Source organism: Alphaproteobacteria bacterium (assembly GCA_041396705.1).
GTDB lineage: Bacteria > Pseudomonadota > Alphaproteobacteria > CALKHQ01 > CALKHQ01 > CALKHQ01.
In genome coordinates, this window is sequence record JAWKYB010000008.1 from 102,887 (window position 1) to 124,177 (window position 21,291).

The window sequence follows — 21,291 nt, forward strand, 5'->3', positions numbered from 1 at the left end:
TCCCGGATGTTCCGCCCGGCACGGCCGCCCCTGCTGACGCAATGTTGTCAGCAGGGGCGGTTCGACGGGTTGACGTACGGCGGGTCCGGCCCCTAGTTTTGCTTTTGTTCCGGATATCGCCGCCTTTGCGGTGACACGTGGCCGGCCCGCGCGCATCGCGGTGTCGGCGGACAAGAGGGGCCGGCGGCGACGCTGCAGCCCCCGCTATTTCCAGATCGATCGAAGGCCGGGCCCAAGAACGCCCGGCCGGACACGGCGCGGAAGGCCATTCGCGCCGGAGGAGAGCTGTTTGCGCCGCCGAGGCTGGGGCGCGGCGGACGACGAACGGGGGAGGACGATGCAGACGACGCCATTCCGCAGAAGCGCCGCGGCGCGCGGGCTTGCCGCACGCTTCGCCGCGGTGCGCGAGGACACGCTCGATCTCGCGCGCGATCTCAGCGACGCCGATGCGACGGTCCAGTCGATGGAGGACGCCAGCCCGGCAAAGTGGCACCTGGCGCACACCACATGGTTCTTCGAGACCTTCGTGCTGGTGCCGGCGGCGCGCGGCTACCGCGTGTTCGACGAGCGCTTCGGCTATCTGTTCAACTCGTACTACGAGGCCGTCGGCGCGCGGCATCCGCGGCCGCGGCGCGGGATGCTGACCCGGCCGGGCCTGGATGTCGTGCGCGCCTACCGCGCCCATGTCGATGCGGCGATGGCGGAGCTGCTGGACCGCCCGCTGCCGCCGACGCAGCGCGACGTCATCGAACTGGGGCTCAACCACGAGCAGCAGCACCAGGAGCTGCTGCTGACCGATATCCTGCACCTGTTCGCGCAGAATCCGCTGCGCCCGGCCTTTCGCAAGCCGGAGCCGCTGGCGGTGCGGCCGGGCGCGGCGCCTGAGACGACCTGGGTGGCGTTCGAGGGCGGTGTCGCGACGGTCGGCCACGACGGCGCGGGCTTCGCCTTCGACAGCGAAGGGCCGCGGCACGACGTGCTGCTGCGGCCGTTCCGGCTGGCCTCGCGGCCGGTGACCAACGCCGAGTGGCAGGCGTTCATCGACGACGGCGGCTATGGCGCCCCGACGCTGTGGCTGTCCGACGGCTGGGCGGTGTGCCAGCGCGAAGGCTGGCAGGCGCCGCTGTACTGGCAGCGGGACGAGGGCGCCTGGCGCACGATGACGTTGCGCGGCATGCAGAGCGTCGACCCGGCCGCCCCGGTCTGCCACGTCAGCTACTACGAGGCCGACGCCTATGCCCGCTGGGCCGGCAAGCGGCTGCCGACCGAGTTGGAATGGGAGCATGCCGCCGCCGGCCTGCCGGTCGAGGGCAACTTCGCCGGCAGCGGCCGGCTGCGCCCCGCCCCGGCCGGCGATGCGCCCGGCCTGCTGCAGATGTTCGGCGACGTCTGGGAGCTGACCGCGAGCCCGTTCGTCGCCTATCCCGGCTTCCGGCCGGCGGCGGGCGCGGTCGGCGAGTACAACGGCAAGTTCATGAGCGGGCAGTACGTCCTGCGCGGCGGCTCCTGCGTCACGCCGGACGGCCATGTCCGCGCCTGCTACCGCAACTTTTTCCATCCCGACAAGCGCTGGCAGTTCTCCGGGCTGCGGCTGGCGGAGGACCTGTGATGCTGGACGACTACGATCTCGACGACGTGCCGCAGGGCGGCGACGAGCCCGGCGGCGGCCGATCCGACGAAGCCGCCGACCGGGCGGCCTTCGCCCGCTCGGTGGTCGACGGCCTCGGCCGCGCGCAGAAGACGCTGGACTGCAAGTATCTCTACGACGCCCGCGGCTCGGCCCTGTTCGACGCGATCTGCGAACTCGCGGCGTACTACCCGACCCGGACCGAGACCGCGATCCTGCGCGCATGCGCCGACGCGATCGCGGATGCCGCCGGCCCCGGCGCGGAGGTGGTCGAGCTGGGCAGCGGCGCCAGCATCAAGAGCCGGATCCTGCTGTCGGCCTTGGACAGCCCGGCGCGCTATCTGCCGGTCGACATCTCGGCGGGGCACATGCACGCGGCCGCGGCCGCGCTGCGGCAGCTCTATCCCGGCCTGACGATCGCGCCGGTCGCCGCCGACTTCAGCCGGCCGTTCCGGCTGCCGGGCAAGGCCGGCGACGGCAAGCGGCTGCTGTTCTTCCCCGGCTCGACCATCGGCAATTTCGAGCCCAGGGCGGCCGAGGAGCTGCTGGCGCGGCTGCGCCGCGACATGGCGGCCGACCTGTTCGTCATCGGCGTCGACCTGCGCAAGGATCCGGCCGTACTGCAGGCGGCCTATGACGACGACGAAGGCGTGACCGCCGCGTTCAACCTCAACCTCCTGGCCCGGATCAACCGCGAGCTCGGCGGCGACTTCGACCTGGGCGGATTCCGCCACGAGGCGCGCTACGACCCGGACCGCGGCCGCGTCGAGATGCACCTGGTCAGCACGCGGGACCAGGCCGCGGCGGTGGCCGGCCGCCGCTTCGCCTTCGCCGCCGGCGATCCATCCACACCGAGAACTCGCACAAATACACTCTCGACGGATTCGGCCGGCTTGCGGCACGGGCGGGCTGGACCGGCCGTGCGGTGTGGACCGACCCGGCCGCGCTGTTCTCGGTGCACCTGCTCGCCCCGTGACGGCCGCCGCCCGGCTTTCGCCACATTCGGCCGTCAGCCTCCATGCCGTCGGTTCCAGGCAACGCGTTTTGGGGGGCAAGCCATGGATGCGAGGGGAGGCGTCGCCGCACTGGCGGTTGCGCTGATGGCGATACCGGCCACGGCCGGCGCCGAGGGCCCGATCACGCTGTCGATCGTCGCCGATGGCGCCGGCACGGCGGTCGACCTGACCTGCACGGTGACGGAGAACGGGACGTCGCGCCAGGAGGTGCGCCAGGGCCCGGCGCCGATGGCGCTGAGCTTCGCAGCCAGCGCGATCCAGTGCACCATCGACAGCGACGGCGCGATCACGGTCGAGGCGCGGCTGCCCAACGGCAGCACCAGCCGCTCGCAGACCTCCGGCGGTCAGATCGTGATGGGGCTTGCCGGCGGCTGATCAGTCGCGCGGCTGATCAGTCGCGAGGCTGGCCGTTGCCGTTCGGCTTCGCCCGGAACGAGTTGACGAAGTCGTAGATCGCCAGCGCGCCGCCGATGGCGAAAACGGCGATCAGGTCGACCTCGAGTACGAAGCCGCCGATCACGCCGACGAAGGCCAGCAGGCCGGCGATGGCGAGGAAGGCGAGAACCCGGTCCAGCATCGTCATCGCTCAGTCCTCCGTGGCCGCCTGTTCCACCAGTTGCGCCAGCCGTCGTGCGTTGCGCAGCAGGCGGCCGTCCTCGCCCCGGCGACCGATCAGCTGCACGCCCATCGGCATCCCGCTCGGTCCGGTCAGCAGGGGCAGGGTTATCGCCGGCACGCCGAGGAAGGTCCACAGCGCGCCGAAGATCGGGTTGCCGGTGGCGTCGAGGCCCTGCGGCGCCTCGCCCGCGGCCGCCGGCGTGACGATCGCGTCATAGCGCTCGAACACCTTGTCCAGGCCGGCGTTCAGCACCTGCCGCCAGTCCTGGGCGGCGAGGAAGTCGACGGCCGGGATGTCCGCGCCGACCGCCAGGAATTCGCGCATCCGCCCGCTCAGCGCGCTCTCGTCCCGGGCGCGATAGCGGCGCAGGTTGCGGGCCATGCCGACGGCCATGGTGGTGCGGTGGGCGGCATAGCCTTCCGCGAACGCCGGGCCGGGGTCGACCGCGTCGCAGCGCTCGCCGAGGACCTCGGCAAGCTCGGCGAAGGCGGCCACCGTCGACGGCTCGGCCTGGTCCCACACCGGGGTGCGGACCATGGCGAACAGCGGCTCGACCGGCGGCGCGGCCCGTGCGTTCTCAAGCAGTCGGCTCGCCGCGCGCGGCGCGGTATCCGGGTCGTCGGGGTCGTGGCCTTCCAGCGCGTCGACCAACAGCGCCACCCCGTCGATGTCGGCGGCAAACGCCCCGATGGTGTCCAGCTCGCGCGACAGCAGCAGCGTGCCGCTGCGGCCGATCGAGCCGTGGCTGGGCTTGAAGCCGACCACGCCGCAGAAAGCGGCCGGGCGGATCACCGAGGCCATGGTCTGGGTGCCGATGGCCAGCGGCACCATGCCGGCGGCGACCGCCGCGGCCGAACCGGACGACGAGCCGCCGGGCGTGCGGGTGGTGTCGTGCGGGTTGCGGGTCTTGCCGGGCGAGAAATAGGCCAGCTCGGTCGAGACCGTCTTGCCCATGATCACCGCGCCGGCCGCGCGCAACCGCGCGGCGACGGTAGAATCCCGCCGCGGACGGCGGCCGGCGTCGAGCACGGTGCCGTTCTCGGTCGGCATGTCGGCGGTGTCGATCACGTCCTTGACGCCGACCGGCAGGCCGTGCAGCGGCCCGATCGGCTGGCCCGCCTTGCGCTGCGCGTCGCGCGCGGCGGCTTGTTGCAGCACCAGCGCGCGGTCGAGGAACGCCCAGGCCTGCACCTGCGGCTCCTTCGCCTCGATCACCGCGAGGAAGGCCTCGGCCACCGCCACCGCCGACAGCGCGCCGTCGGCGAGGAAACCGCGCAGCTGGTCGAGCGGCAGCGTCGCCGGGTCCGGCCCCGGCCTGCGCCCGGCGCTAGCCATAGACCAGGTCCGGCAGCCAGTAGACGATCTCGGGCACGACATAGACCACGATCATCGACAGGAACACCATCATCAGGAACGGCATGCAGCCGCTGAAGATCTGCACCAGCATGACGTGCGGCGGCGCGATGCCCTTGAGGTAGTAGGCCGACATCGCCATCGGCGGGGTCAGGAACGAGGTCTGCAGGTTGAGCGCGACCAGGATGCCGAAGAACAGCGGGTCGATGCCGAAATGGTCCAGCAGCGGCAGGAAGATCGGCACGAAGATGATGATGATCTCCGACCATTCCAGCGGCCAGCCGAGCAGGAAGATGATGAACTGGGCCAGGATCAGGAACATCAGCGGCGACAGGTCGAGCCCGGTGACGAACTCGCCGATCAACTGCTCGCCGCCGAGATAGGAAAACACCGACGAGAACGTCCACGAGCCCACGAAAAGCCAGCAGACCATCGCCGAGGTGCGCACGGTGAGGTAGACCGACTCGCGCAGCCGTTCCCAGGTCAGCGCACGATAGGCCACGGCCAGCACCACGCCGCCCAGCGCGCCGATCGCCGCCGCCTCCGACGGCGTCGCCAGGCCGAAAAGGATCGCGCCGAGCACCGACAGGATCAGCACCGCCAATGGCACGAACGAGGTGAACAGCATGATCGCCAGCTGGCCGCCGGTGACGCCCTCGTAGTCCTCGCGCCGCGGCTTCGGCGCGACGCTGGGCTGCACGACCGCCCGCCCGATGACGTAGACCACATAGAGTCCGGCCAGCAGGAAGCCCGGCAGCAGCGCGCCGGCATAGAGCTTGACGATGGAAACGCCGGAGGTCGCCGCATAGACGATCAGCATGATCGACGGCGGGATCAGGATTCCGAGCGTACCGCCGGCGCAGATCACGCCCGAGGCGAAGTTGGTGTTGTAGCGGGCCTTCAGCATTGCCGGATAGGCCAGCAGACCCATCAGCGTGATCACCGCGCCGACGATGCCGGTCGCGGTGGCGAACAGGGCGCAGGTGATCAGCGCGGCGACCGCCATCGAGCCGGGAATGCCGCGGGTGGCGATGGCCAGGGTCGAGAACAGGCGGCTGACGATGTTCGCCCGCTCGACGATATAGCCCATGAACAGGAACAGCGGGACAGCGGTCAGCACGTCGTTCGACATGACAGAGTAGGTCTGGTTGACGAACAGATTGAAGACGTTGTTGTCGAGCAGCGTCTGCATCCGCTCCGGCTCGTAATAGGCGTAGTAGCCAAAGCCGACACCCAGCGCCATCAGCGTGAAGGCGATGGGAAAGCCGAGCATGATCAGGACGATGAACACGCCCAGCATCATCACGGCGACTGCGGGATCGCTCATGCGTCAGGTCCGATCGTTGGCTTTGCCGGGCGCGACCACGTCGATGGATTCGCTGCCGTGGGCCAGCACCTCGCGGGCATGCTGGTCGGCCAGCAGCTTTTCCATCTCCTCGACGTCGGCCGCCTTGCGCGGCCAGCGGCCGGTGCGCAGGCACAGGATGCAGCGGAACACCTGGGCGATGCCCTGGATGATCAGCAGCGCGCCGGCCGCGACCATCACCAGCTTGAACTGGAAGATCGGGATGTTGGCCGGGCTCATCACGCTGACCTCCATGTACCGCATGGAGCGCGAGGCATAGTTCCAGCCGGCGAAGACCATCGCCAGGATGCCGGGAAAGAAGAAGATGAAATACAGTACCAGCTCGACCGTCGCCTGCACCCGCGGCGGCCACAGCCGGTAGAACACGTCGGCGCGGACGTGGCCGTCGCGCGACAGGGTGTAGGCGCCGGCCATCATGAACAGCGAGCCGTACATCATGTAGGACAGGTCGAACGCCCACGAGGTCGGGTCGCGCAGCACGTAGCGCACGAACACCTCGTAGCTGACGCCCAGCGTCATGATCACGATGCACCAGGCGAAAGCCTTGCCGAACCAGGACGACACCTTGTCGGCAAAGGCGATGTAGGCCTTCATCATCTGCCCCCGGGTCTGCGTCTCACCGGCGCGCAAGACGAACACAAAACGGGCCGGGATTCATCCATCCCGGCCCGCGCATGCGCAGCCGCCCCGACTAGAATTCGATCTTGCCGGGGAAGTAGTGCTTGAACGCCAGCTTGTAGTCGGCGGTGTTCATGATGTCGTAGAACGCGACGCGCTCCGACCACTGGCGCTGGCTCTCGACCACCCGGCCGAAGAACTCGTCCTGGGTCAGGTCGGCCAGCACGGTATCCCACGATGCGAGCTGGGCCTGCATGACCGATTCCGGCGTGCGGTAGACGTTGACGCCGTCCTCGTTGATCAGCTTCTGCAGGTCGGCCGAATACTGGTTCATGGCCAGGCCGTAGTTGGCGGTGTTCGCCGCCTCGGCGCCGTATTCGAGGATCGCCTGCATCTCCGGGTCGAGCGAGTCGAAGCGGTCCTTGTTGAAGATGATCTCGAAGAACTCGGCCGCCTGGTGGTACGAGCCCATCATGTAGACCTTGGAGACGTCCTGCGCGCCGAAGCGGCTGTCCGAGGTCGGGTTGTTGAACTCGAACGCCTCGATCACGCCGCGCTCCAGCGCCGGCACGATCTCGCCGCCCGGCAGCTGGGTCACGCTCAGGCCCATGCCCTGCATGATGTCGGTGGCCAGGCCCACGGTGCGGTACTTCAGGCCCTGCATCTGCTCGGCCGAGGTGATCTGCTCCTTGAACCAGCCGAGCGGCTGCGTCGGCATCGGCATCGCGAAGAAGCCGACCAGGTTGAGCCCGAGGATGTCCTGCACCAGCTCGCGGTACATGTCCTTGCCGCCGCCATACTGGATCCAGGCCAGGATCTGCGAGGCGTTGGCGCCGAACACCGGGCCGGTGCCGAACAGCGAGGCCGCCTTGTTCTTGCCGTACCAGTAGGCCGTCACCGTGTGGGCGCAATCGAGCACGCCGTCATGGCAGGCGTCCTGCACCTGGAAGGCCTGCACCACCGCACCCGCCGGCAGCAGGTCGATGGTCAGCTTGCCGCCGGACATGGCCGCGACGCGGTCGGCATATTGCTGGGCCATTTCCTGGAAGATGTCGCTGGCGCTCCAGGACGACTGCATCTTCAGCACCACTGGCGACTGCGCCCGGACGATCGCCGGCGCCGCCAGCGCGCTTGCCGCCGCCGCGGCCGCGGTCGCACCGCCTGCCTTGAGGAACTTGCGTCGGCCCACCCTGTTTTCGGTCCGATCAGACATTCCGTTTCTCCCTCGTCGATCTTGTTCTGGTTCGCACCCGCTGCTGTCCCCGCCGCGACGACGGCAGCCGACCGCGGGTGAGCGCTAACACTGGGTCCGATTCGCCGTTCCGGCAAACCCCCATGAACCCGCTCACCCAGGCTGTCCGCCTTGTACGACGGTGAACGGCGAATCACAATTCTTTCATTGTGAGATTTCCTTGACCGCCCCCAGGGGGTCGCGCGCCCGGCCCGCCGCACGCGTCGAGCCGCACGATTTCACCGTTGAAATTCAATATGATAGCAGGTTCCCGCCGCCCGCACGTCAAACCTCCTGTGAACCCGATTCCGACCAGGAGGACCGTCCCATGCCCACGCTGCAGATGCAGGCTCGAAAGCTGCTCGCCGCCGCCCTTTGCCTTGCCGCCGTGCAGGCGGCGCAAGCCGAAGCCGGCCCCGGCTTCGTCGTCCACCGCTATGCCAACCCGATGGCGGGCCACCTCAACGCCTATCTGATCGAGACAGGCGCCCATGTGGTCGTCGTCGATACCGGCTTCGGCGAGATCGACGGCTCCGCGATCCGCGCGATGGCCGACGCGATCGGCAAGCCGGTCGCCGCCGTGCTGCTGACCCACGCCCATATCGACCACTACGGCGGCATCGGCTACGTGGCCGGCCCTGACGTGCCGTTCGTGTCCGGCGCCGGCGTCGGCCGGCACTACGACACCTGGGACCCGGTCTACGCGGCGCGGCTGCCGCTGCCGGAGAACCGGCGCAGGCCCGACACGCTGCTGGCTGACGGGGCCGCCCTCAGCGTGGATGGGGTCACCATCACGCTGCACGACGCCGGGGCGGGCGAGTCCTACGACGACGTCTGGTTCCTCGCCGAGGCCGACGGCCAGCGCGCCGCCTTCGTCGGCGACATCGCGATGTACGGCATTCCGCCCTTCGTGCAGTCCGGCCACTCCGCCGACTGGCTGGCGTCGCTCGCGCGCCTGCATGCGGCGCTGGCGCCGGACACGCCGGTCTATCTCGGACACGACAGCCGGCCCGACGATGCAACCTGGCACCCGTTCGACCGAGGCATTCTCGACGAACAGGCCGACCAGCTGCGCGCATTCCGCACGGCGGTGGCCGAGGCGGCGGCAGACGGCGCGCTCGATCCCGCGGAGATCGACGCGGTCGCGGCGGCGATGGCCGCGAGGGCCGACGATCCGGCCTATGGCTTCCTGGCCGCACTCTCCGCCCCGGTCGTGGCGGCGGAACTCTCGCTCGAGGACGCAAAGGCGGCGATGGAGCTGCAGTTGCGCGCCGTGCTGGCCCAGCTGCCCGACTGACCGCCGCGCGCCGGGCCACGCAGCAACCGCTTTACCTTTGCCGAAAGGACCAACACCATGCCCGTTCACATTGGAGACCCGACCATGACCACCGCCATCGACGCGCCGGCGGGCGAAGAGGCCGCACTGGTCGCGGCGGCGCGCCGGCACGACCGGGCCGCGTTCGACCGGCTGGCCGCACAGCACCAGCGCCGGCTGCGCGCCGTGGTGCGCCGGCTGGTCGGCCACCCCGACGACACCGACGAACTGGTGCAGGAAGCCCTGCTGCGCGCCTGGCGCAGCATCGCCGACTTCCGCGGCGACAGCGCCTTCGGCACCTGGTTGTGCGCTATCGGCGCCCGTGCCGCGGTCGATCATCTGCGCGGCCAGCGCCGATGGCGGGCACGCTCCCAGGTCGCCTATGCCAACGAATGCGCCAAGTCCGAGGATCTGGCCGGGGCGGTCGGCATGGCGCTGTTCTCCGCCGACCACATGTACGAGGCGCGCGAGCACATCGCCTATTGCTTCACATGCGTCGGCCGCTCGCTGGCGCCGGAGGACCAGGCCGCGCTGGTGCTGCGCGACGTGATGGACTTCGGCAACCGCGAGGCGGCCGAAGCGCTGGGCATTTCCCAGGGTGCGCTGCGCGGCCGGCTGACGCGGGCCCGCGCCGAGATGACGGCGGCCTATGACGGGCTGTGCGCCCTGGTCAACAAGACCGGCGCCTGCTGGCAGTGCAAGGGCCTGCGCGACGCCTCGCCGGAGGGCCGCAAGGGCGAGGAACCGCCGGCGATCGCAGACTACCAGGACCGGGTCGGGATCGTTCGCGCCGCCGACGTCGACCGTGGCCGCACCCAGGCCCTGCACGACGCCTGTTGGCGCGGCACCAAGCGGGTCGAGGACGAAGGCCGCGGCAGCACCGAGCCGGAGAGCGACTGCGGTCATTGATCCCAGGCGGCGGCCGGCGCCGCCGCCGCGTCGGACCGGCTGTCGCAGGTGCCGGTCGTCACTTCGCAGCCGGGCGAAGCTCGTCTATCGTGCCGGGCCTGTGCGCGGGAGCGCCGCGCGGAAAGGGCCCGGCATGGCAATCGCGACCACCATCGAGACAGACAGCGGACGCGCCAAGCGCAACGTCGCGGTGCTGTTCCTCGCCCACGCCATCCTCGGCTCGCAGATGCCGATGCACATCATCCTCGGCGGCCTCGCCGGGGCCTATCTTTCGCCGGACCCGGCGCTGGCCACGCTGCCGATTTCCGCGGTCGTGGTGGCGTCGATGTGCACCGCGGCGCCCGCCTCGCTCTACATGGGCCGGGTCGGCCGCCGGATCGGCTTCCTGACCGGTGCGGCGGCCGCCACCGTCGGCGCCTTCCTGTGCATGCAGGCGCTGTTGATCGGCAGCTTCGCCCTGCTGGTCGTCGGCGCGGCCGTCGTCGGCGTCTATCAGTCGTTCCAGCAGTATTTCCGCTTCGCCGCCGCCGACACCGCCTCGCACGCGTTCAAGCCGAAGGCGATCTCGTGGGTGCTGGCCGGCGGGCTGGTCGCCGCGCTGCTGGGGCCGGAGATCCTCACCCACACGCGCGACCACTTCGCGCCGATCCCCTTCGCCGGCGCCTATGGCGCGATGCTGGCGATCAACCTCGTCGGTGCCGTGGTGCTGCTGTTCCTCGACATCCCGACGCCGCCCAAGCGGGCCAAGGGCAGCGCCGCCGGCCGTTCGCTGCGCGAGATCCTCGGCCAGCCGCGGGTGATCGTCGCGATGATGTGCGGCATGATCGCCTTCGCGCTGATGAGCCTGGTGATGACATCCACGCCGCTGGCCATGGTGGGCTGCGGCTACAGCCCGGACGACGCCGCCGACGTGGTGCGCTGGCACGCCTTCGCGATGTTCGCGCCCAGCTTCTTCACCGGCAACATCATCGCCCGCTTCGGCCAGCTGCCGGTGATGGCGGTCGGGCTGGCGCTGCTGGCAAGCTGCGGCGTGGTCGCGCTGACCGGCATCGACCTGACCCAGTTCTACGTCGCGCTGATCCTGCTCGGGCTCGGCTGGAACTTCGCCTTCATCGGTGCGACCAGCCTGCTGGCCTCCAGCCACACGCCGGAGGAGCAGGCCAAGGTCCAGGGCCTGAACGACTTCCTGGTTTTCGGGCTGGTGTCGATCGCCTCGTTCAGCTCCGGCGCGCTGCTCAACGCCTATGGCTGGCAGGCGGTGCAATACGCCATGGGGCCGGCGCTGCTGGTGGCCGGCGCCGCCATCGCGTGGCTGTCGCTGCACCGTCGGCGGCAGCGCGCCTGAGCCGGCGGGTCGCGATGGCCGGCAGGCTGCTCCGGGTCGGCGCCGCCCAGTTCGCCAGCACGGTCGGCGCGCTCGACGCCAATGTCGACAGGCACCTGCACTGGATCGGCCGGGGACGCGCCGTCGGGCTCGACCTGATGGTGATGCCGGAGCTTTCGCTGACCGGCCACCATGGCACCGAGGACCTGCTGAACGCCGCCATCCGCCGCACCGACCCGCGGCTGAAGCGGCTGGCCGAGGCCGCCGGCCCGATGGCGGTGGTGATCGGCTTCATCGAGGAGGGACCGGCCGCGCAGTTCTACAACGCGGCCGCGATCCTGCATCACGGCCGGCTGGCCTACCTCCACCGCAAGGTCAACCTGCCGACCTACGGCCTGCTGGAGGAGGGCAAGCACTTCGCCAGCGGCCGTTTCGTCGACACCCATGCGCTGGATGCCGACTGGCGGGCGGGCCTGCTGATCTGCGCCGACCTGTGGAACCCGGCGCTGACCCACCTGGCCTTCCTGCACGGCGCCACGCTGCTGCTGGCGCCGGTCAGCTCGGCGCTGGAGGCGGTCGGCGCCCGCTTCGACAACCCCGGCGGCTGGGCGCTGACCATGCGCTTCTACGCGATGATGTACGGCGCGCCGGCGATCATGGTGAACCGCACAGGCACCGAGGGCGAGCTCAGCTTCTGGGGCGGCTCGCGCATCCTCGATCCGTTCGGCCAGACCCTGGCCGAGGCCGGGCCCGACGAGGCGCTGATCACCGCCGACCTCGACTACGACGCGCTGCGTCGCGCCCGCCAGCAGTTGCCCACCGTGCGCGACAGCAACATCGCGCTGGTCCACCGCGAGACCGAGCGGCTGATCGGCAAGCTCGGCGTGCCGGAGTTCATCCGCGACGACGGCTGAGACGGCGGCGCCGCTACAGCCGGTCGGCGTAGTCCTGGTTGCTGCGCCTGAGCCCGCGGGCGTTGCCGAGCGCATAGTGCTTCGACATGTCGGCGGAATAGCGGCTGGCCGCCGGGCGGCGGCCGATCGCCTCGGCCATCGCGCGGATGTGGTGGGGGCCGGTGCCGCAGCAGCCGCCGATGTAACGCACGCCGGCGGCCAGCGCATCGCGGGCGAAGGCCGCCATCTCGTAGCGGGTCGCCGTGCACGGGTCGAGCGCCGTCGGGAAGGATCGCCCGGCCGGCAGGTCGGCGGCCGCGACCAGCCCGTCGCTGAGCGATTCGAACGTCGCGTGGGCATGGTCGGTCCTGTAGGCGACCGGCAGCGCGGCCACCGGGCAGGCGACGGCATCGACCACGGCGGCCAGATAGGGCTGCATCGTCGCCGGCCCGCGGATGCAGTTCAGCCCGACCACGTCTGCGCCGGCATCGGCCAGCGCCCTGCACGCGTCGGCCGGCGCGAAGCCGTCGCGGGTCCGGCCCTCGCCATGGATGGCGAAGGTGACGACGACGGGAAGGCCGGCCGCCTGCGCGGCCGCGAGGGCCAGCGCCGCTTCCGCCCGCCACGAGAAGGTCTCGGCGATCACGTAGTCGGCGCCCTCGTCGGCCGCCCACGCCACCTGCTCGTCGAACATGGCGCGGGCCTCGCGCGCCGACTGCGGGTCGGCCGGGTCGAAGATGTTGGTGTTGCAGATGTCGGCGGCGAACAGCGTGCCGGTCTCGCGCGCCACGGCGCGGGCCAGCCGCAACCCGCCGCGGTTCATCGGCTCCAGGTCGCCCTCGCGGCCGATCAGGCGCAGCTTCTCGCGGTGCGCGTAATAGGTGAAGGCGACGACCACGTCGGACCCGGCATGGACGAACTCGCGATGCAGGGCGCTGACAACCTCCGGATGCTCCAGCACCACCTCCGGCACGAAGGCGCCGGCCTGGAGGTAGCCGCGACGTTCGAGCTCGAACAAGTAGCCCTCGGCGCACAGCACGGGCCCGGCGGCGAGGCGGGCCATCAGGCCGGGACTGGCAGGCGACTCGGTTCGATCGGGCATCGGCGTTCCCTTCGCACGGCGCCGGCTGCGCCGACCCGACCGCACTGTGGGCGACGGATGCCGCCACGGCAACACTGTTGCGCCCCGGCAAGCGCCGGCGCTTCTTAAACAGAAATAACCGCGCCTGCATTCGAAGTTCAGCGCGGATCGGGCAGACTTGCCTCGTTGGCGGCGAAGTCCCCGCCGCCGCGGAAGCAAGGATTGGATACCATGGCCAAGCTCACGACCCTCGGCACTGTCGCCATCCTGGTCGCCGGCGTCGTTTCCGGCTGCGGCGCCAACCCTGCCGACCGCGCCGTCAGCGGCGCCGCGCTGGGTGCCGGCACCGCTGCGGCCGGGGCGGCCGTCGTCGACGGCAACGTCGGCGCCGCAGCCCTGGTCGGCGGCCTGCTCGGCGGTGGCGCCGGGCTGCTGACCGATCCCGGGCAGGTGAATTTCGGCGAGCCGTTCTGGCGCCAGTAGGCGCCACCCCCCGGCGGCGCGGCCGGTCCGTCCTTCCGTTTCTGCCCCTCCCAGACCGTCCCGTCCCCGGGGCCGGGCGGCAGGACGGACCGGCGCCCGCGACTACTCCAGGCCGGCCTTGCGCAGCCCGGCGACGAAATTCTCCATCTTGTCGTGGTCCTTGTGCGGCAGCACCACGCGCCAGTGCGAGATCGAGAAGGTCGGGTGGATGCGCATCACCTCGTTGGCGTGATAGCGCGCCTCGGACATCATGTTCAGGTGGGCATAGCTCGACGCCAGCAGGCGATGGCCCTCGGTGCGGTCCGACATCTGCTTCACCACCGAGATCGTCTTCTCGTAGTCGCCGAGGTCGAAATAGGCGTCGGCCAGGTACCACAGGTACCAGTCCGGGTAGTACGGGTTCAGCCGCATCGCCCGGATGATCAGCTTCTCGGCCCGCTTGGCGTCGCCGAGATAGGTCAGGGCGTCGCCGGCTTCCGCCAGCAGGTCGGCGTCGTTGGGGTTCAGGTTCAGCGCCCGCTCATAGGCCGCCAGCGAGGCCGAATAGTCCTTGTTGTAGAGCAACGCGAAGGCCAACTCGGCATGCCCGCGCGAATCGTAGGGGTCGCGGCTGACCGCGGCGCGCGCCAGGTCGATCGCCTGCTGCAGCCGCGTCTCCGGCGAATCCGACCAGCGATAGCGCCAGTCCAGGTTGAACGCGCGCGACATCGACGCATAGCTGCGGGCGTAATCGGGGTCGGTCTTGGTCGCCTGTTCGAACAGGCGCCGCGCATGGGCCACCGATTCGCGCCGCCACTGCGAGGCCAGATACTGGCCGCGCAGGATCAGCCCATAGGCCTGCAGGTCGCTCGGCGCGCTGTCGACCAGGCGCCGCCGCTCCGCCTCGCCGACCTGCACGGCCAGGCTGGCCGTGATCCGCTGGGTCATGTCGTCCTGGATCGTGAACACCTCGGACAGCTCGCCCTCGTAGCGTTCCGACCACAGATGCTCCTCGGTCGCCGCCTCGATCAGCTCGACATTGACCCGCAGGCGCCGCCCGTTGCGCTGCACCCCGCCCTGCAGCAGGTAGCGCACGCCCAGCCGCTGGCCGATCTGGTCGACCGGCACGTTGCGCGAGACCAGCACGCGGGCCGAGTGCGTCGCCGTGACCAGCAGGCCGCGGAACCGCGTCAGCTGGTTGACCACGTCGCCGACCACGCCCTCGCACAGATGCTCGTCGCCGGCGTTGCCGGACCGGTTGGCGAACGGCAGCAACGCGATCGAGGCCGATTCGGCGCGCCGGACCTTCACCATCGGGTCGCGCCGCGGCTCGGCGGCAACGATCGTCGCGCCTTCGTCGAAGTCCAGCTCGAACACCTCGACCGGCTCGCCGATGTTCTTCAGCGCCTGCGGGCCCATGGCGCGCGTGCGCCCCGGCATGGAGCCGGCCAGCGCCTGGCGGACGACCTCGGTGATGCAGATGCCGCCCGGCTCCGCCAGGTCCTGCACCCGCACGCAGACGTTGATCGCGTTGCCGTGCAGGCCGCTGTCGGAATCCATGATCTCGCCGACATTGATCCCGACCCGGAAGGCGATGGCGTCCTCCGGCGCGGTCCACACCGCGCTGCGCGCCATTTCGCGCTGCAGCTCGATCGCGAAGTTGGTGGCCTGCGATGCCGTCTCGAACACCGCCAGCACACCGTCGCCGGCGATGTTGGCGATCTGGCCGCCATAGTCGCCGACCAGCGTGCGCAATTGGCCCATCGCCTGGGTCACCCGGTTGAGAGTCGCGTCCTCGTCGCGACTCATCATCCCGGCATAGCCGCAGATGTCGGCAAAAAGGATCGCGGCCAGTTTGCGATCACCACGTTGCGGGATTGGCAGGGCCATGACCGGGCGCTTAAGATCGGACGATTGTTGGCAAGAATCCCCAGGGGCGCATGGCATCGCGGCGCCCGCTCAAATGCTACCGCAACACATGAACAGCGAGCAACGCGTCAATTCTCCAGGACCGCCTAGCCAATCGCAAAGATTCGACCGAGTCATCATGAGCGGATCATTAAGCAAATGTCACATTCGGTACCGGAATGGGCCCGGTTTATCGAGCCCGACCCGTCGCAGCCTGTTCACTGGCGGCTGCGCCGGGCCAAGGAAAACGATCACCCATTCTGCGAACGCCTTTACGTGATGACGATGGAACCGCTGTTGCGCCCGCTCGACGCGTGGAAGCCGGCGGACATGCTCGAGAAGCTGCGGTCCTCGTTTCGGCTGAGCGACGTCCTCGTCGTCGTTGCGGACCAGGCGGACGCGGGCTGGCTGCAGGTCACCGACGACGGCAGCGGCCTGATCCTGAACCAGATGCATCTGCTGCCGCAATGGCGGGCGCGCGGTATCGGCTCTTCGATCCTCGACGGTCTCATCGCCTATGCCCGCCACCACCGTCGCCGGATCGCGCTGTCGGTCGCACACAACAACCGCGCGCGGGCCCTTTACGAGCGCAAGGGCTTCAGTCAGGTCGCCCGCGAAGACTGGCGGCTCGACCTCGAGTTCGTCCCGCGCTAGCGCCACCCGGCAGGCCGGCGCGGCACGCGCCCGGATGGTGCCGCGTCGGGCGATGCCATTCTTCCTTCAGAAGCCGGGAACCGTCGAACGCGCCAACGGCGGTCGGTTTGCCATGCCGCGCAGCCGCACGACGCCGGAGGATCGGCCGGCGTCAGTCGTCGCCGCGACCGCGCGCGTGGCCGCCGGCACGGGCGTGACCGCCCGCCCGCGCGTGACCGCCGGCCCTGGCGTGGCCGCCGGCGGCAACCGACGAGGCGCCGTCGTCGTCCAGCTCGACGCCGAGCAGGATCTCGCCGATCGTGCCGGTGTCGACCTCGATCCGGATCGAGAAATCGGCCTGGTCATAGGCCCAGACCCGGATGCCGGCGGAGAACTGGCCGTCACGCCCGCCGACCCCGGACAGGTCGACGAAACCCGCATTGCGCGCATCGTCGGCCAGGCCGCCTGCCGGACTGACGCTGCCGCGGGCCTGTTCGGGATCGCGGCCCTCGCCATGGACCAGCATGATCACCGGCCGGGCCAGATCGTAGTACTGGCCCTCGTAGCTGAAGCCGTAGATGCGCGCGAGCCGGGCATCCTTGTCGGCGAACTGCTTGCGCAGGAACTGGTTGGTTCCGGCCTGCTGCGGACCCGGCGCATTGCCTTCGGGCGCGTCGGGATCGCCCCCGCCCTTCAGCTCGGCGCCGGCATTGATCACCAAGTCTCTGATTTCACGACCGAAAAGATGAACCATTGAGGAATTCAGTAGGGATTCGAAAACAGGCATCGTGGACCACTATCAATCTGGATTGAACAGGAGCGAATTGCGAAAAAAGGGCAAATCCGAGGCTGCCTGCTTCACCCGCCGCATACAATCGCGCGTCTAGCGCAAACGGGCGATCCCCCCTTTTACACCGCGAATTGAAACATGCCGCCGACGGCAATGCAATGGCCGTTTTGCGACAATGGCGCCGTCATCGGGCGTCAGCGTTCGCGCGGACGTTGCATGGCTCTGCGAAAATGTCTTGCCGCGCCTGGGGCCGAGCGGAACGTCGCCGATGCGGCGCCAGGCGAAATTCTCGCCGATCGACTTGCGATAGCGGCCGCCGGTGAGCACCGCGTCGGCCTCGATCACCGCCTGCTCGACGTCCGAATAGCCGATGCAGTTGCATTCGAGCCATTCCCACACCAGCGCCAGATAGCGGCCGACCAGGTCGCGGGTCTCGGTCAGCGCGCTGCGAAAGCCGGCCGGATCGACCGGATAGAGCCGGTCGAACCACGCCTGGATCTCGTCGGCCATGTGCGGCATCCCGGTGATGCCGTCGGCCATCTCGGCCAGCTGGCGCGGGATCAGGCCGCGGTCGCGCAGCTCGCGGTGGAAGATGTCGACCAGCAGGTCGAACAGCGCGCCGGTCAGCGGCTGGGCCAGCAGGTGCTCGTCGTCCCAGCCGTCGACGAAGGCGGTCATGCGGACGTCGTTGCTGGCCAGCCTGATCTGCGCGCTGTTCGACAGCTCGCCGAACCGGTTGAGCTCGTTCAGGGCATAGAGGTTGCCGCGGGTGCGCGCCATCAGCCGGTCGAGAACGGAGTCGAAGTGCAGCAGCGCGACCAGCGCCGCCATGTCGGCGGCGGATTCGTGGAAGCCGAAGAATTCGTCGTTGGCCACGTCCAGTTCGGGCAGGCCGACCTCCTGATACACGATCAGGTGGCCGAGCTCGTGGGCGACGATGTCGAAATTCAGCGCGAACGGCCGACGGCCGCCATCCTCGTCGCGGTGCGCGCCAAGCTCGAGAAAGCCGTAGCCGGCCTGGGCATTGTCCCAATCCTCGAACAGGCTGACCTCGAGCCGGTCGATGCTGTCGGCGAAGTGCCAGGGAATGGTGCGGCCGAAATAGTCTTCCCAGATGTCGAGCACGAACCGGGCCGTGCCATAGGCATGCACCAGGGGGAAATCGGGCGAATCGACCGGAATCCGGTCGAGATGGCCGTCGCCGTCGGGCACGACGCCGAAGCCGACCGGCCCGGTCCAGGGCGGCAGCGAGAGCCGCGAACCGGCGGGGCCGCCGCCGACGAAGCCGTACGGCGCGATCTTGCCGATCGGGCTCAGCGCCAGGATGCGGTCGTCGCACGGGCCCGGGCCGACGCTTCCCGACGGCGGGCGCAGCGTCACGGTGTCGGGCACGAGGTCCGGCTCGGCATAGGGCGGAATCGGAAACAGCCTGACACGGGTGCCGTGGCGTTGGTGCATGAGGTCGTGTCCAATATCACTTGCCCGGGCGGCCCTGCTGGGATCGGCTAGGTCTGCGCCAGCGCCCGGTAACGATGTTCTCGACGCAATATTCGGTACCACGCCTCGCGGTTGTCGAGTCCAATCTCGCGACAGAAGGCATCGAGGTCGTCGGGAACCGGCGCGCCGAGCCCCGCACCGAAGTACCAATCGACCAGCGCGGCGGCGCTGACCGCGGGGCCGGAACCGGCGCCGTCCAGCGCGGCCCGCTTGGTTGCGGCCCGGGCGGCGAGCGGCCCGTAGCGGCCTTCCGCGCCGAGTTCGTCGAGCATCGCGCCGGCCAGCAGGTCGGCGTGACGGCCGGCCGCCGCGGCCACCGCCGCACGGCCCGCCAGCACCCGGCCGAGCGCCTCGCCGGTCAGGCCGTTCTCCGCCATCCACGCCTCCAGACCGGCCCGGGTCATCAACCCGTGGCGCAGCCGCAGCGCATTGAGCGCGGCGGCGAGTACGGTCGCGTCGTCGTCGCCGGCGGCGGATTCGACCGCGCCCTGGGCGGCCAGCCGCAGCAGAGCGGCCGCCGCAACCGCGCGGTAGTCGCCGGGACGCAGCCGCAATTCGTCCAGCACGTCCGCGTCGCGCACCTCCGTGGCCGGCCGCTGCGCCGCCTCGCCGATCGCGCGCCGATGCAGGCGGTCCCACACGTTGGTCCACGCCAGCCGGTAGCGCACCGGGGTGGCGGGGCGGCGGTCCGCCGCGATCGCCTGCAGCTGCGCGAGCAGCGCCAGCGCGTCGTGCCGCTTCTGGTCGACCCGGCCGGATCCGAGCCAGTCCCGGAAGTCGTCAAGGACCATGCCCTGTGCCGCCGCCGCATCCAGCACCGCGTCCCAGCTGCGCCGCTTGTAGAAGATCGCGCGCGCGGCCTCGACCAGCGCCTCGGCCGCGGTCGCGTCGAGCACGCCGGCCTCGCGGGCGGCGAGCGCGGTGGCGTGGACATTGACCAGCGGCTCGGACAGCGCCGGATAGCCGACCTCGCCCGGCCCGTGGGTCAGCGCCACCGCGTCGTCCTGCCAGAACACGCCGTCGCGGTACCATTCGAACACGCGGCCGACCCCGATCATGCCGAAGCCGTGCAGCTCGGCCGCGCGCAGTGCGCCCATGCTGCTGCTGCCCAGCACCGGCACGCCCTCGGCCATCGCCCACAGGATCTCCTTGTGCCAGACCGCCGGAACGCTGTCGAAATAGCCGTCGACGATGCCGATGGCGGAGGCACCGCGGCGCACGGCGCGCACGACGTCGCCCTGGCGGACCGGCGGCAGCAGCTGCAGGCCCGCCGCGGCGGCGCGGTCGCCCGGCCGCAGGCTGGGGCCGACGAAGACGACCGCGGTCATCCGTCGTCGCCCAGCAAGGCCCGCGCCCGCCGCCCGGGCACATATTCGGCATGGGAGTCGATGCCCTCCAGGCCGGGCACGACGACCCGTGCGATCGCGATGCCGTGGGCCGGCTTCGACAGGTTGACCGCCAGCACCCGGTCCAGCCCGACGGCGGCGAGCCGGCCGCGCACCCAGCGCAGATCGGCGGCGGCACTGTCGGACCGGTAGTCCGGCACGTCGCGGAAATCGGCCAGCGGCGTATCGGCATCGCCCAGCAGCGCGCGCAGATAGCGCATGCGTGCGCGGCGGCCGCTGTCGGCATAGGCCGCGTCGCTGAGGTCGTCGCGTGCGCCGGAGATATAGGTCAGGCGGATCTGCGCCGCCTCGGTGATCGCGCGCACCGCGGCCACCGCCCGGCACGGATGGGTGCCGGTGCCCAGCGTCGGGTTGGCCTCGACCGCGTCATGCTCCCATGTGCCGCAGGCGAAGCTGGCCACGCCGACGTCGCCGGTCACGTCCCACAGCGCCGCGGCGATTCCGGCGGCCTCGAAGCGCTGCAGCAGGTCGGCGGCGAGGCCGGAATCGATGGTGGCGGGGTCGATCCGCGCCGCGGCACGCAGGTCCGGCGGGCTCAGGTTCCACAGGCTGACCGCGTCGCGCTCGATCACCTCGCACAGGCCGTGGCACACCGCTTCGGCCAGCGTGTTGCCGGAGGCGAGGCCGTTGGTGCTGGCGTCGAAGCAGCCGGCGTCCGGCGGCATCGGCTGGGCATAGTTGGTGTGGACGACGTCGTAGGGCACCGCCACTGCCTCGCCGCTGGCCAGGTCGACGGCGTCGACCCACAGCAGCGGGCGGTCGTCGTCGAATGCCGTGCCGGCCATCAGCGGCAGGTCGTGCGGCTCGACCGTTGCCAGGACGCGGGCGATATCGCGGCGGCTGCCGTAGCGCAGCGGCAGGTCGATGTGTTCGGCATGATGCAGCTCGATGCCTTCCATCACGCCGGACGCCCGCGCCGCGTCCAGCGTAGCGCCCTTGCCCTGGGAGACGGCGAGCGAGCGGCTGTTGGGCCGGTGCACCATCACCACCGGGATGCCGACGTTGTCGAGCCCGGTCACGTCGGCGACCCGGGTGATGCCGAATTCGGCCAGCCTCGGTTCGACGCGCCGGAAGGTCTCGGCCGGGTCGCAGGCCCGGTGCGCGCCGGCCAGGTAATGCTTCGCCGACCGCGACTCGTCGGCGGCCTCGGCCAGCAGGATGCGCAGGGGATCGGGAAGCGTCATGGCTTAACGGGGTCTGCTCGGTCCGGTCGGCGTGCTGTTCGGGCGCGATGCCCGCAGCA

Annotated in this window: 19 protein-coding genes and 1 pseudogene; 9 read left to right on the forward strand and 11 right to left on the reverse strand. The window is 70.3% G+C overall.

What is annotated here, in order from left to right:
- The first annotated feature begins 337 nt into the window (after positions 1 to 337).
- The 3 genes and pseudogenes from egtB to R3F55_12945 all read left to right on the forward strand — a co-directional run bounded on the left by egtB (position 338) and on the right by R3F55_12945 (position 3,018).
- On the forward strand, positions 338 to 1,609 hold the full coding sequence (gene egtB / locus R3F55_12935; GenBank protein ID MEZ5668318.1) for an ergothioneine biosynthesis protein EgtB: 1,272 nt from the start codon (positions 338 to 340) through the stop codon (positions 1,607 to 1,609).
- Positions 1,609 to 2,603 (forward strand): annotated as a pseudogene (egtD, locus tag R3F55_12940) (L-histidine N(alpha)-methyltransferase). The gene egtB and the pseudogene egtD overlap by 1 nt, the downstream one beginning before the upstream one ends.
- 82 nt (positions 2,604 to 2,685) lie before the next feature.
- Positions 2,686 to 3,018, forward strand: a complete 333-nt coding sequence (locus tag R3F55_12945) for a hypothetical protein (protein MEZ5668319.1) — start codon at positions 2,686 to 2,688, stop codon at positions 3,016 to 3,018.
- A gap of 16 nt (positions 3,019 to 3,034) precedes the next feature.
- On the opposite strand, the gene R3F55_12950 is transcribed toward R3F55_12945, so the two are convergent.
- From R3F55_12950 to R3F55_12970, 5 genes are all read right to left on the reverse strand, one after another.
- Positions 3,035 to 3,226, reverse strand: a complete 192-nt coding sequence (locus tag R3F55_12950; protein MEZ5668320.1) for a hypothetical protein — start codon at positions 3,224 to 3,226, stop codon at positions 3,035 to 3,037.
- 3 nt (positions 3,227 to 3,229) lie between these two features.
- Positions 3,230 to 4,597 carry an amidase gene (locus R3F55_12955; protein MEZ5668321.1) on the reverse strand — a complete coding sequence of 456 codons (1,368 nt, stop codon included), beginning with the start codon at positions 4,595 to 4,597 and terminating at the stop codon, positions 3,230 to 3,232.
- Positions 4,590 to 5,942, reverse strand: coding sequence for a TRAP transporter large permease subunit (locus R3F55_12960; GenBank protein ID MEZ5668322.1), 1,353 nt, complete (start codon positions 5,940 to 5,942; stop codon positions 4,590 to 4,592). The genes R3F55_12955 and R3F55_12960 overlap by 8 nt, the downstream gene beginning before the upstream one ends.
- 3 nt (positions 5,943 to 5,945) lie before the next feature.
- Entirely contained in the window at positions 5,946 to 6,575 is a 630-nt protein-coding gene (locus tag R3F55_12965; protein MEZ5668323.1) for a TRAP transporter small permease subunit, read from the reverse strand.
- Positions 6,576 to 6,672: 97 nt separating this feature from the next.
- Positions 6,673 to 7,812 carry a TRAP transporter substrate-binding protein gene (locus R3F55_12970; GenBank protein MEZ5668324.1) on the reverse strand — a complete coding sequence of 380 codons (1,140 nt, stop codon included), beginning with the start codon at positions 7,810 to 7,812 and terminating at the stop codon, positions 6,673 to 6,675.
- A gap of 346 nt (positions 7,813 to 8,158) precedes the next feature.
- On the opposite strand from R3F55_12970, the gene R3F55_12975 reads away from it, so the two are divergent.
- The 4 genes from R3F55_12975 to R3F55_12990 all read left to right on the forward strand — a co-directional run bounded on the left by R3F55_12975 (position 8,159) and on the right by R3F55_12990 (position 12,292).
- The gene (locus R3F55_12975) at positions 8,159 to 9,127 is read left to right on the forward strand and encodes an MBL fold metallo-hydrolase (GenBank protein MEZ5668325.1); all 969 of its coding nucleotides are present in this window, start codon (positions 8,159 to 8,161) and stop codon (positions 9,125 to 9,127) included.
- Positions 9,128 to 9,211: 84 nt separating this feature from the next.
- Complete coding sequence (locus R3F55_12980) at positions 9,212 to 10,054, forward strand: RNA polymerase sigma factor (protein ID MEZ5668326.1); 843 nt, start codon at positions 9,212 to 9,214, stop codon at positions 10,052 to 10,054.
- A gap of 133 nt (positions 10,055 to 10,187) precedes the next feature.
- Positions 10,188 to 11,399: an MFS transporter gene (locus R3F55_12985; protein MEZ5668327.1), complete on the forward strand. Its 1,212-nt coding sequence runs from the start codon at positions 10,188 to 10,190 to the stop codon at positions 11,397 to 11,399.
- A gap of 14 nt (positions 11,400 to 11,413) precedes the next feature.
- A complete protein-coding gene (locus R3F55_12990; protein MEZ5668328.1) occupies positions 11,414 to 12,292 on the forward strand; it encodes a nitrilase-related carbon-nitrogen hydrolase in 879 nt (292 codons plus the stop codon).
- A 13-nt stretch (positions 12,293 to 12,305) separates the two neighbouring features.
- Here R3F55_12990 and R3F55_12995 read toward each other — a convergent pair whose 3' ends face one another.
- On the reverse strand, positions 12,306 to 13,373 hold the full coding sequence (locus tag R3F55_12995) for a homocysteine S-methyltransferase family protein (protein ID MEZ5668329.1): 1,068 nt from the start codon (positions 13,371 to 13,373) through the stop codon (positions 12,306 to 12,308).
- A 210-nt stretch (positions 13,374 to 13,583) separates the two neighbouring features.
- On the opposite strand from R3F55_12995, the gene R3F55_13000 reads away from it, so the two are divergent.
- Complete coding sequence (locus R3F55_13000) at positions 13,584 to 13,835, forward strand: hypothetical protein (GenBank protein MEZ5668330.1); 252 nt, start codon at positions 13,584 to 13,586, stop codon at positions 13,833 to 13,835.
- 102 nt (positions 13,836 to 13,937) lie between these two features.
- On the opposite strand, the gene R3F55_13005 is transcribed toward R3F55_13000, so the two are convergent.
- Entirely contained in the window at positions 13,938 to 15,704 is a 1,767-nt protein-coding gene (locus R3F55_13005; GenBank protein ID MEZ5668331.1) for a tetratricopeptide repeat protein, read from the reverse strand.
- Between the two features lie 177 nt (positions 15,705 to 15,881).
- Here R3F55_13005 and R3F55_13010 point away from each other — a divergent pair, with 177 nt between their 5' ends.
- A complete protein-coding gene (locus tag R3F55_13010) occupies positions 15,882 to 16,376 on the forward strand; it encodes a GNAT family N-acetyltransferase (protein MEZ5668332.1) in 495 nt (164 codons plus the stop codon).
- A 151-nt stretch (positions 16,377 to 16,527) separates the two neighbouring features.
- On the opposite strand, the gene R3F55_13015 is transcribed toward R3F55_13010, so the two are convergent.
- The 4 genes from R3F55_13015 to R3F55_13030 all read right to left on the reverse strand — a co-directional run bounded on the left by R3F55_13015 (position 16,528) and on the right by R3F55_13030 (position 21,232).
- Positions 16,528 to 17,076, reverse strand: a complete 549-nt coding sequence (locus tag R3F55_13015) for a hypothetical protein (GenBank protein ID MEZ5668333.1) — start codon at positions 17,074 to 17,076, stop codon at positions 16,528 to 16,530.
- 162 nt (positions 17,077 to 17,238) lie between these two features.
- Positions 17,239 to 18,603 carry a hypothetical protein gene (locus tag R3F55_13020; protein MEZ5668334.1) on the reverse strand — a complete coding sequence of 455 codons (1,365 nt, stop codon included), beginning with the start codon at positions 18,601 to 18,603 and terminating at the stop codon, positions 17,239 to 17,241.
- Positions 18,604 to 18,650: 47 nt separating this feature from the next.
- Positions 18,651 to 19,970: a TfuA-like protein gene (locus R3F55_13025; protein ID MEZ5668335.1), complete on the reverse strand. Its 1,320-nt coding sequence runs from the start codon at positions 19,968 to 19,970 to the stop codon at positions 18,651 to 18,653.
- Positions 19,967 to 21,232, reverse strand: coding sequence for a YcaO-like family protein (locus R3F55_13030; GenBank protein ID MEZ5668336.1), 1,266 nt, complete (start codon positions 21,230 to 21,232; stop codon positions 19,967 to 19,969). The genes R3F55_13025 and R3F55_13030 overlap by 4 nt, the downstream gene beginning before the upstream one ends.
- Positions 21,233 to 21,291 lie beyond the last annotated feature (59 nt).

Bases quoted from the DNA above. Each gene is read 5' to 3' on its own strand.
- R3F55_12970 (MEZ5668324.1), bottom strand. From the start codon at position 7,812: ATGTCTGATCGGACCGAAAACAGGGTGGGCCGACGCAAGTTCCTCAAG.
- R3F55_13020 (MEZ5668334.1), bottom strand. From the start codon at position 18,603: ATGCACCAACGCCACGGCACCCGTGTCAGGCTGTTTCCGATTCCGCCC.
- R3F55_13025 (MEZ5668335.1), bottom strand. From the start codon at position 19,970: ATGACCGCGGTCGTCTTCGTCGGCCCCAGCCTGCGGCCGGGCGACCGC.
- R3F55_13030 (MEZ5668336.1), bottom strand. From the start codon at position 21,232: ATGACGCTTCCCGATCCCCTGCGCATCCTGCTGGCCGAGGCCGCCGAC.
- R3F55_12985 (MEZ5668327.1), top strand. From the start codon at position 10,188: ATGGCAATCGCGACCACCATCGAGACAGACAGCGGACGCGCCAAGCGC.
- R3F55_13010 (MEZ5668332.1), top strand. From the start codon at position 15,882: ATGTCACATTCGGTACCGGAATGGGCCCGGTTTATCGAGCCCGACCCG.
- R3F55_12955 (MEZ5668321.1), bottom strand. From the start codon at position 4,597: ATGGCTAGCGCCGGGCGCAGGCCGGGGCCGGACCCGGCGACGCTGCCG.
- R3F55_12965 (MEZ5668323.1), bottom strand. From the start codon at position 6,575: ATGAAGGCCTACATCGCCTTTGCCGACAAGGTGTCGTCCTGGTTCGGC.
- R3F55_12975 (MEZ5668325.1), top strand. From the start codon at position 8,159: ATGCCCACGCTGCAGATGCAGGCTCGAAAGCTGCTCGCCGCCGCCCTT.
- R3F55_12980 (MEZ5668326.1), top strand. From the start codon at position 9,212: ATGACCACCGCCATCGACGCGCCGGCGGGCGAAGAGGCCGCACTGGTC.
- R3F55_13000 (MEZ5668330.1), top strand. From the start codon at position 13,584: ATGGCCAAGCTCACGACCCTCGGCACTGTCGCCATCCTGGTCGCCGGC.
- R3F55_12990 (MEZ5668328.1), top strand. From the start codon at position 11,414: ATGGCCGGCAGGCTGCTCCGGGTCGGCGCCGCCCAGTTCGCCAGCACG.
- R3F55_13005 (MEZ5668331.1), bottom strand. From the start codon at position 15,704: ATGGCCCTGCCAATCCCGCAACGTGGTGATCGCAAACTGGCCGCGATC.
- R3F55_12960 (MEZ5668322.1), bottom strand. From the start codon at position 5,942: ATGAGCGATCCCGCAGTCGCCGTGATGATGCTGGGCGTGTTCATCGTC.
- R3F55_12995 (MEZ5668329.1), bottom strand. From the start codon at position 13,373: ATGCCCGATCGAACCGAGTCGCCTGCCAGTCCCGGCCTGATGGCCCGC.
- egtB (MEZ5668318.1), top strand. From the start codon at position 338: ATGCAGACGACGCCATTCCGCAGAAGCGCCGCGGCGCGCGGGCTTGCC.
- R3F55_12945 (MEZ5668319.1), top strand. From the start codon at position 2,686: ATGGATGCGAGGGGAGGCGTCGCCGCACTGGCGGTTGCGCTGATGGCG.
- R3F55_12950 (MEZ5668320.1), bottom strand. From the start codon at position 3,226: ATGACGATGCTGGACCGGGTTCTCGCCTTCCTCGCCATCGCCGGCCTG.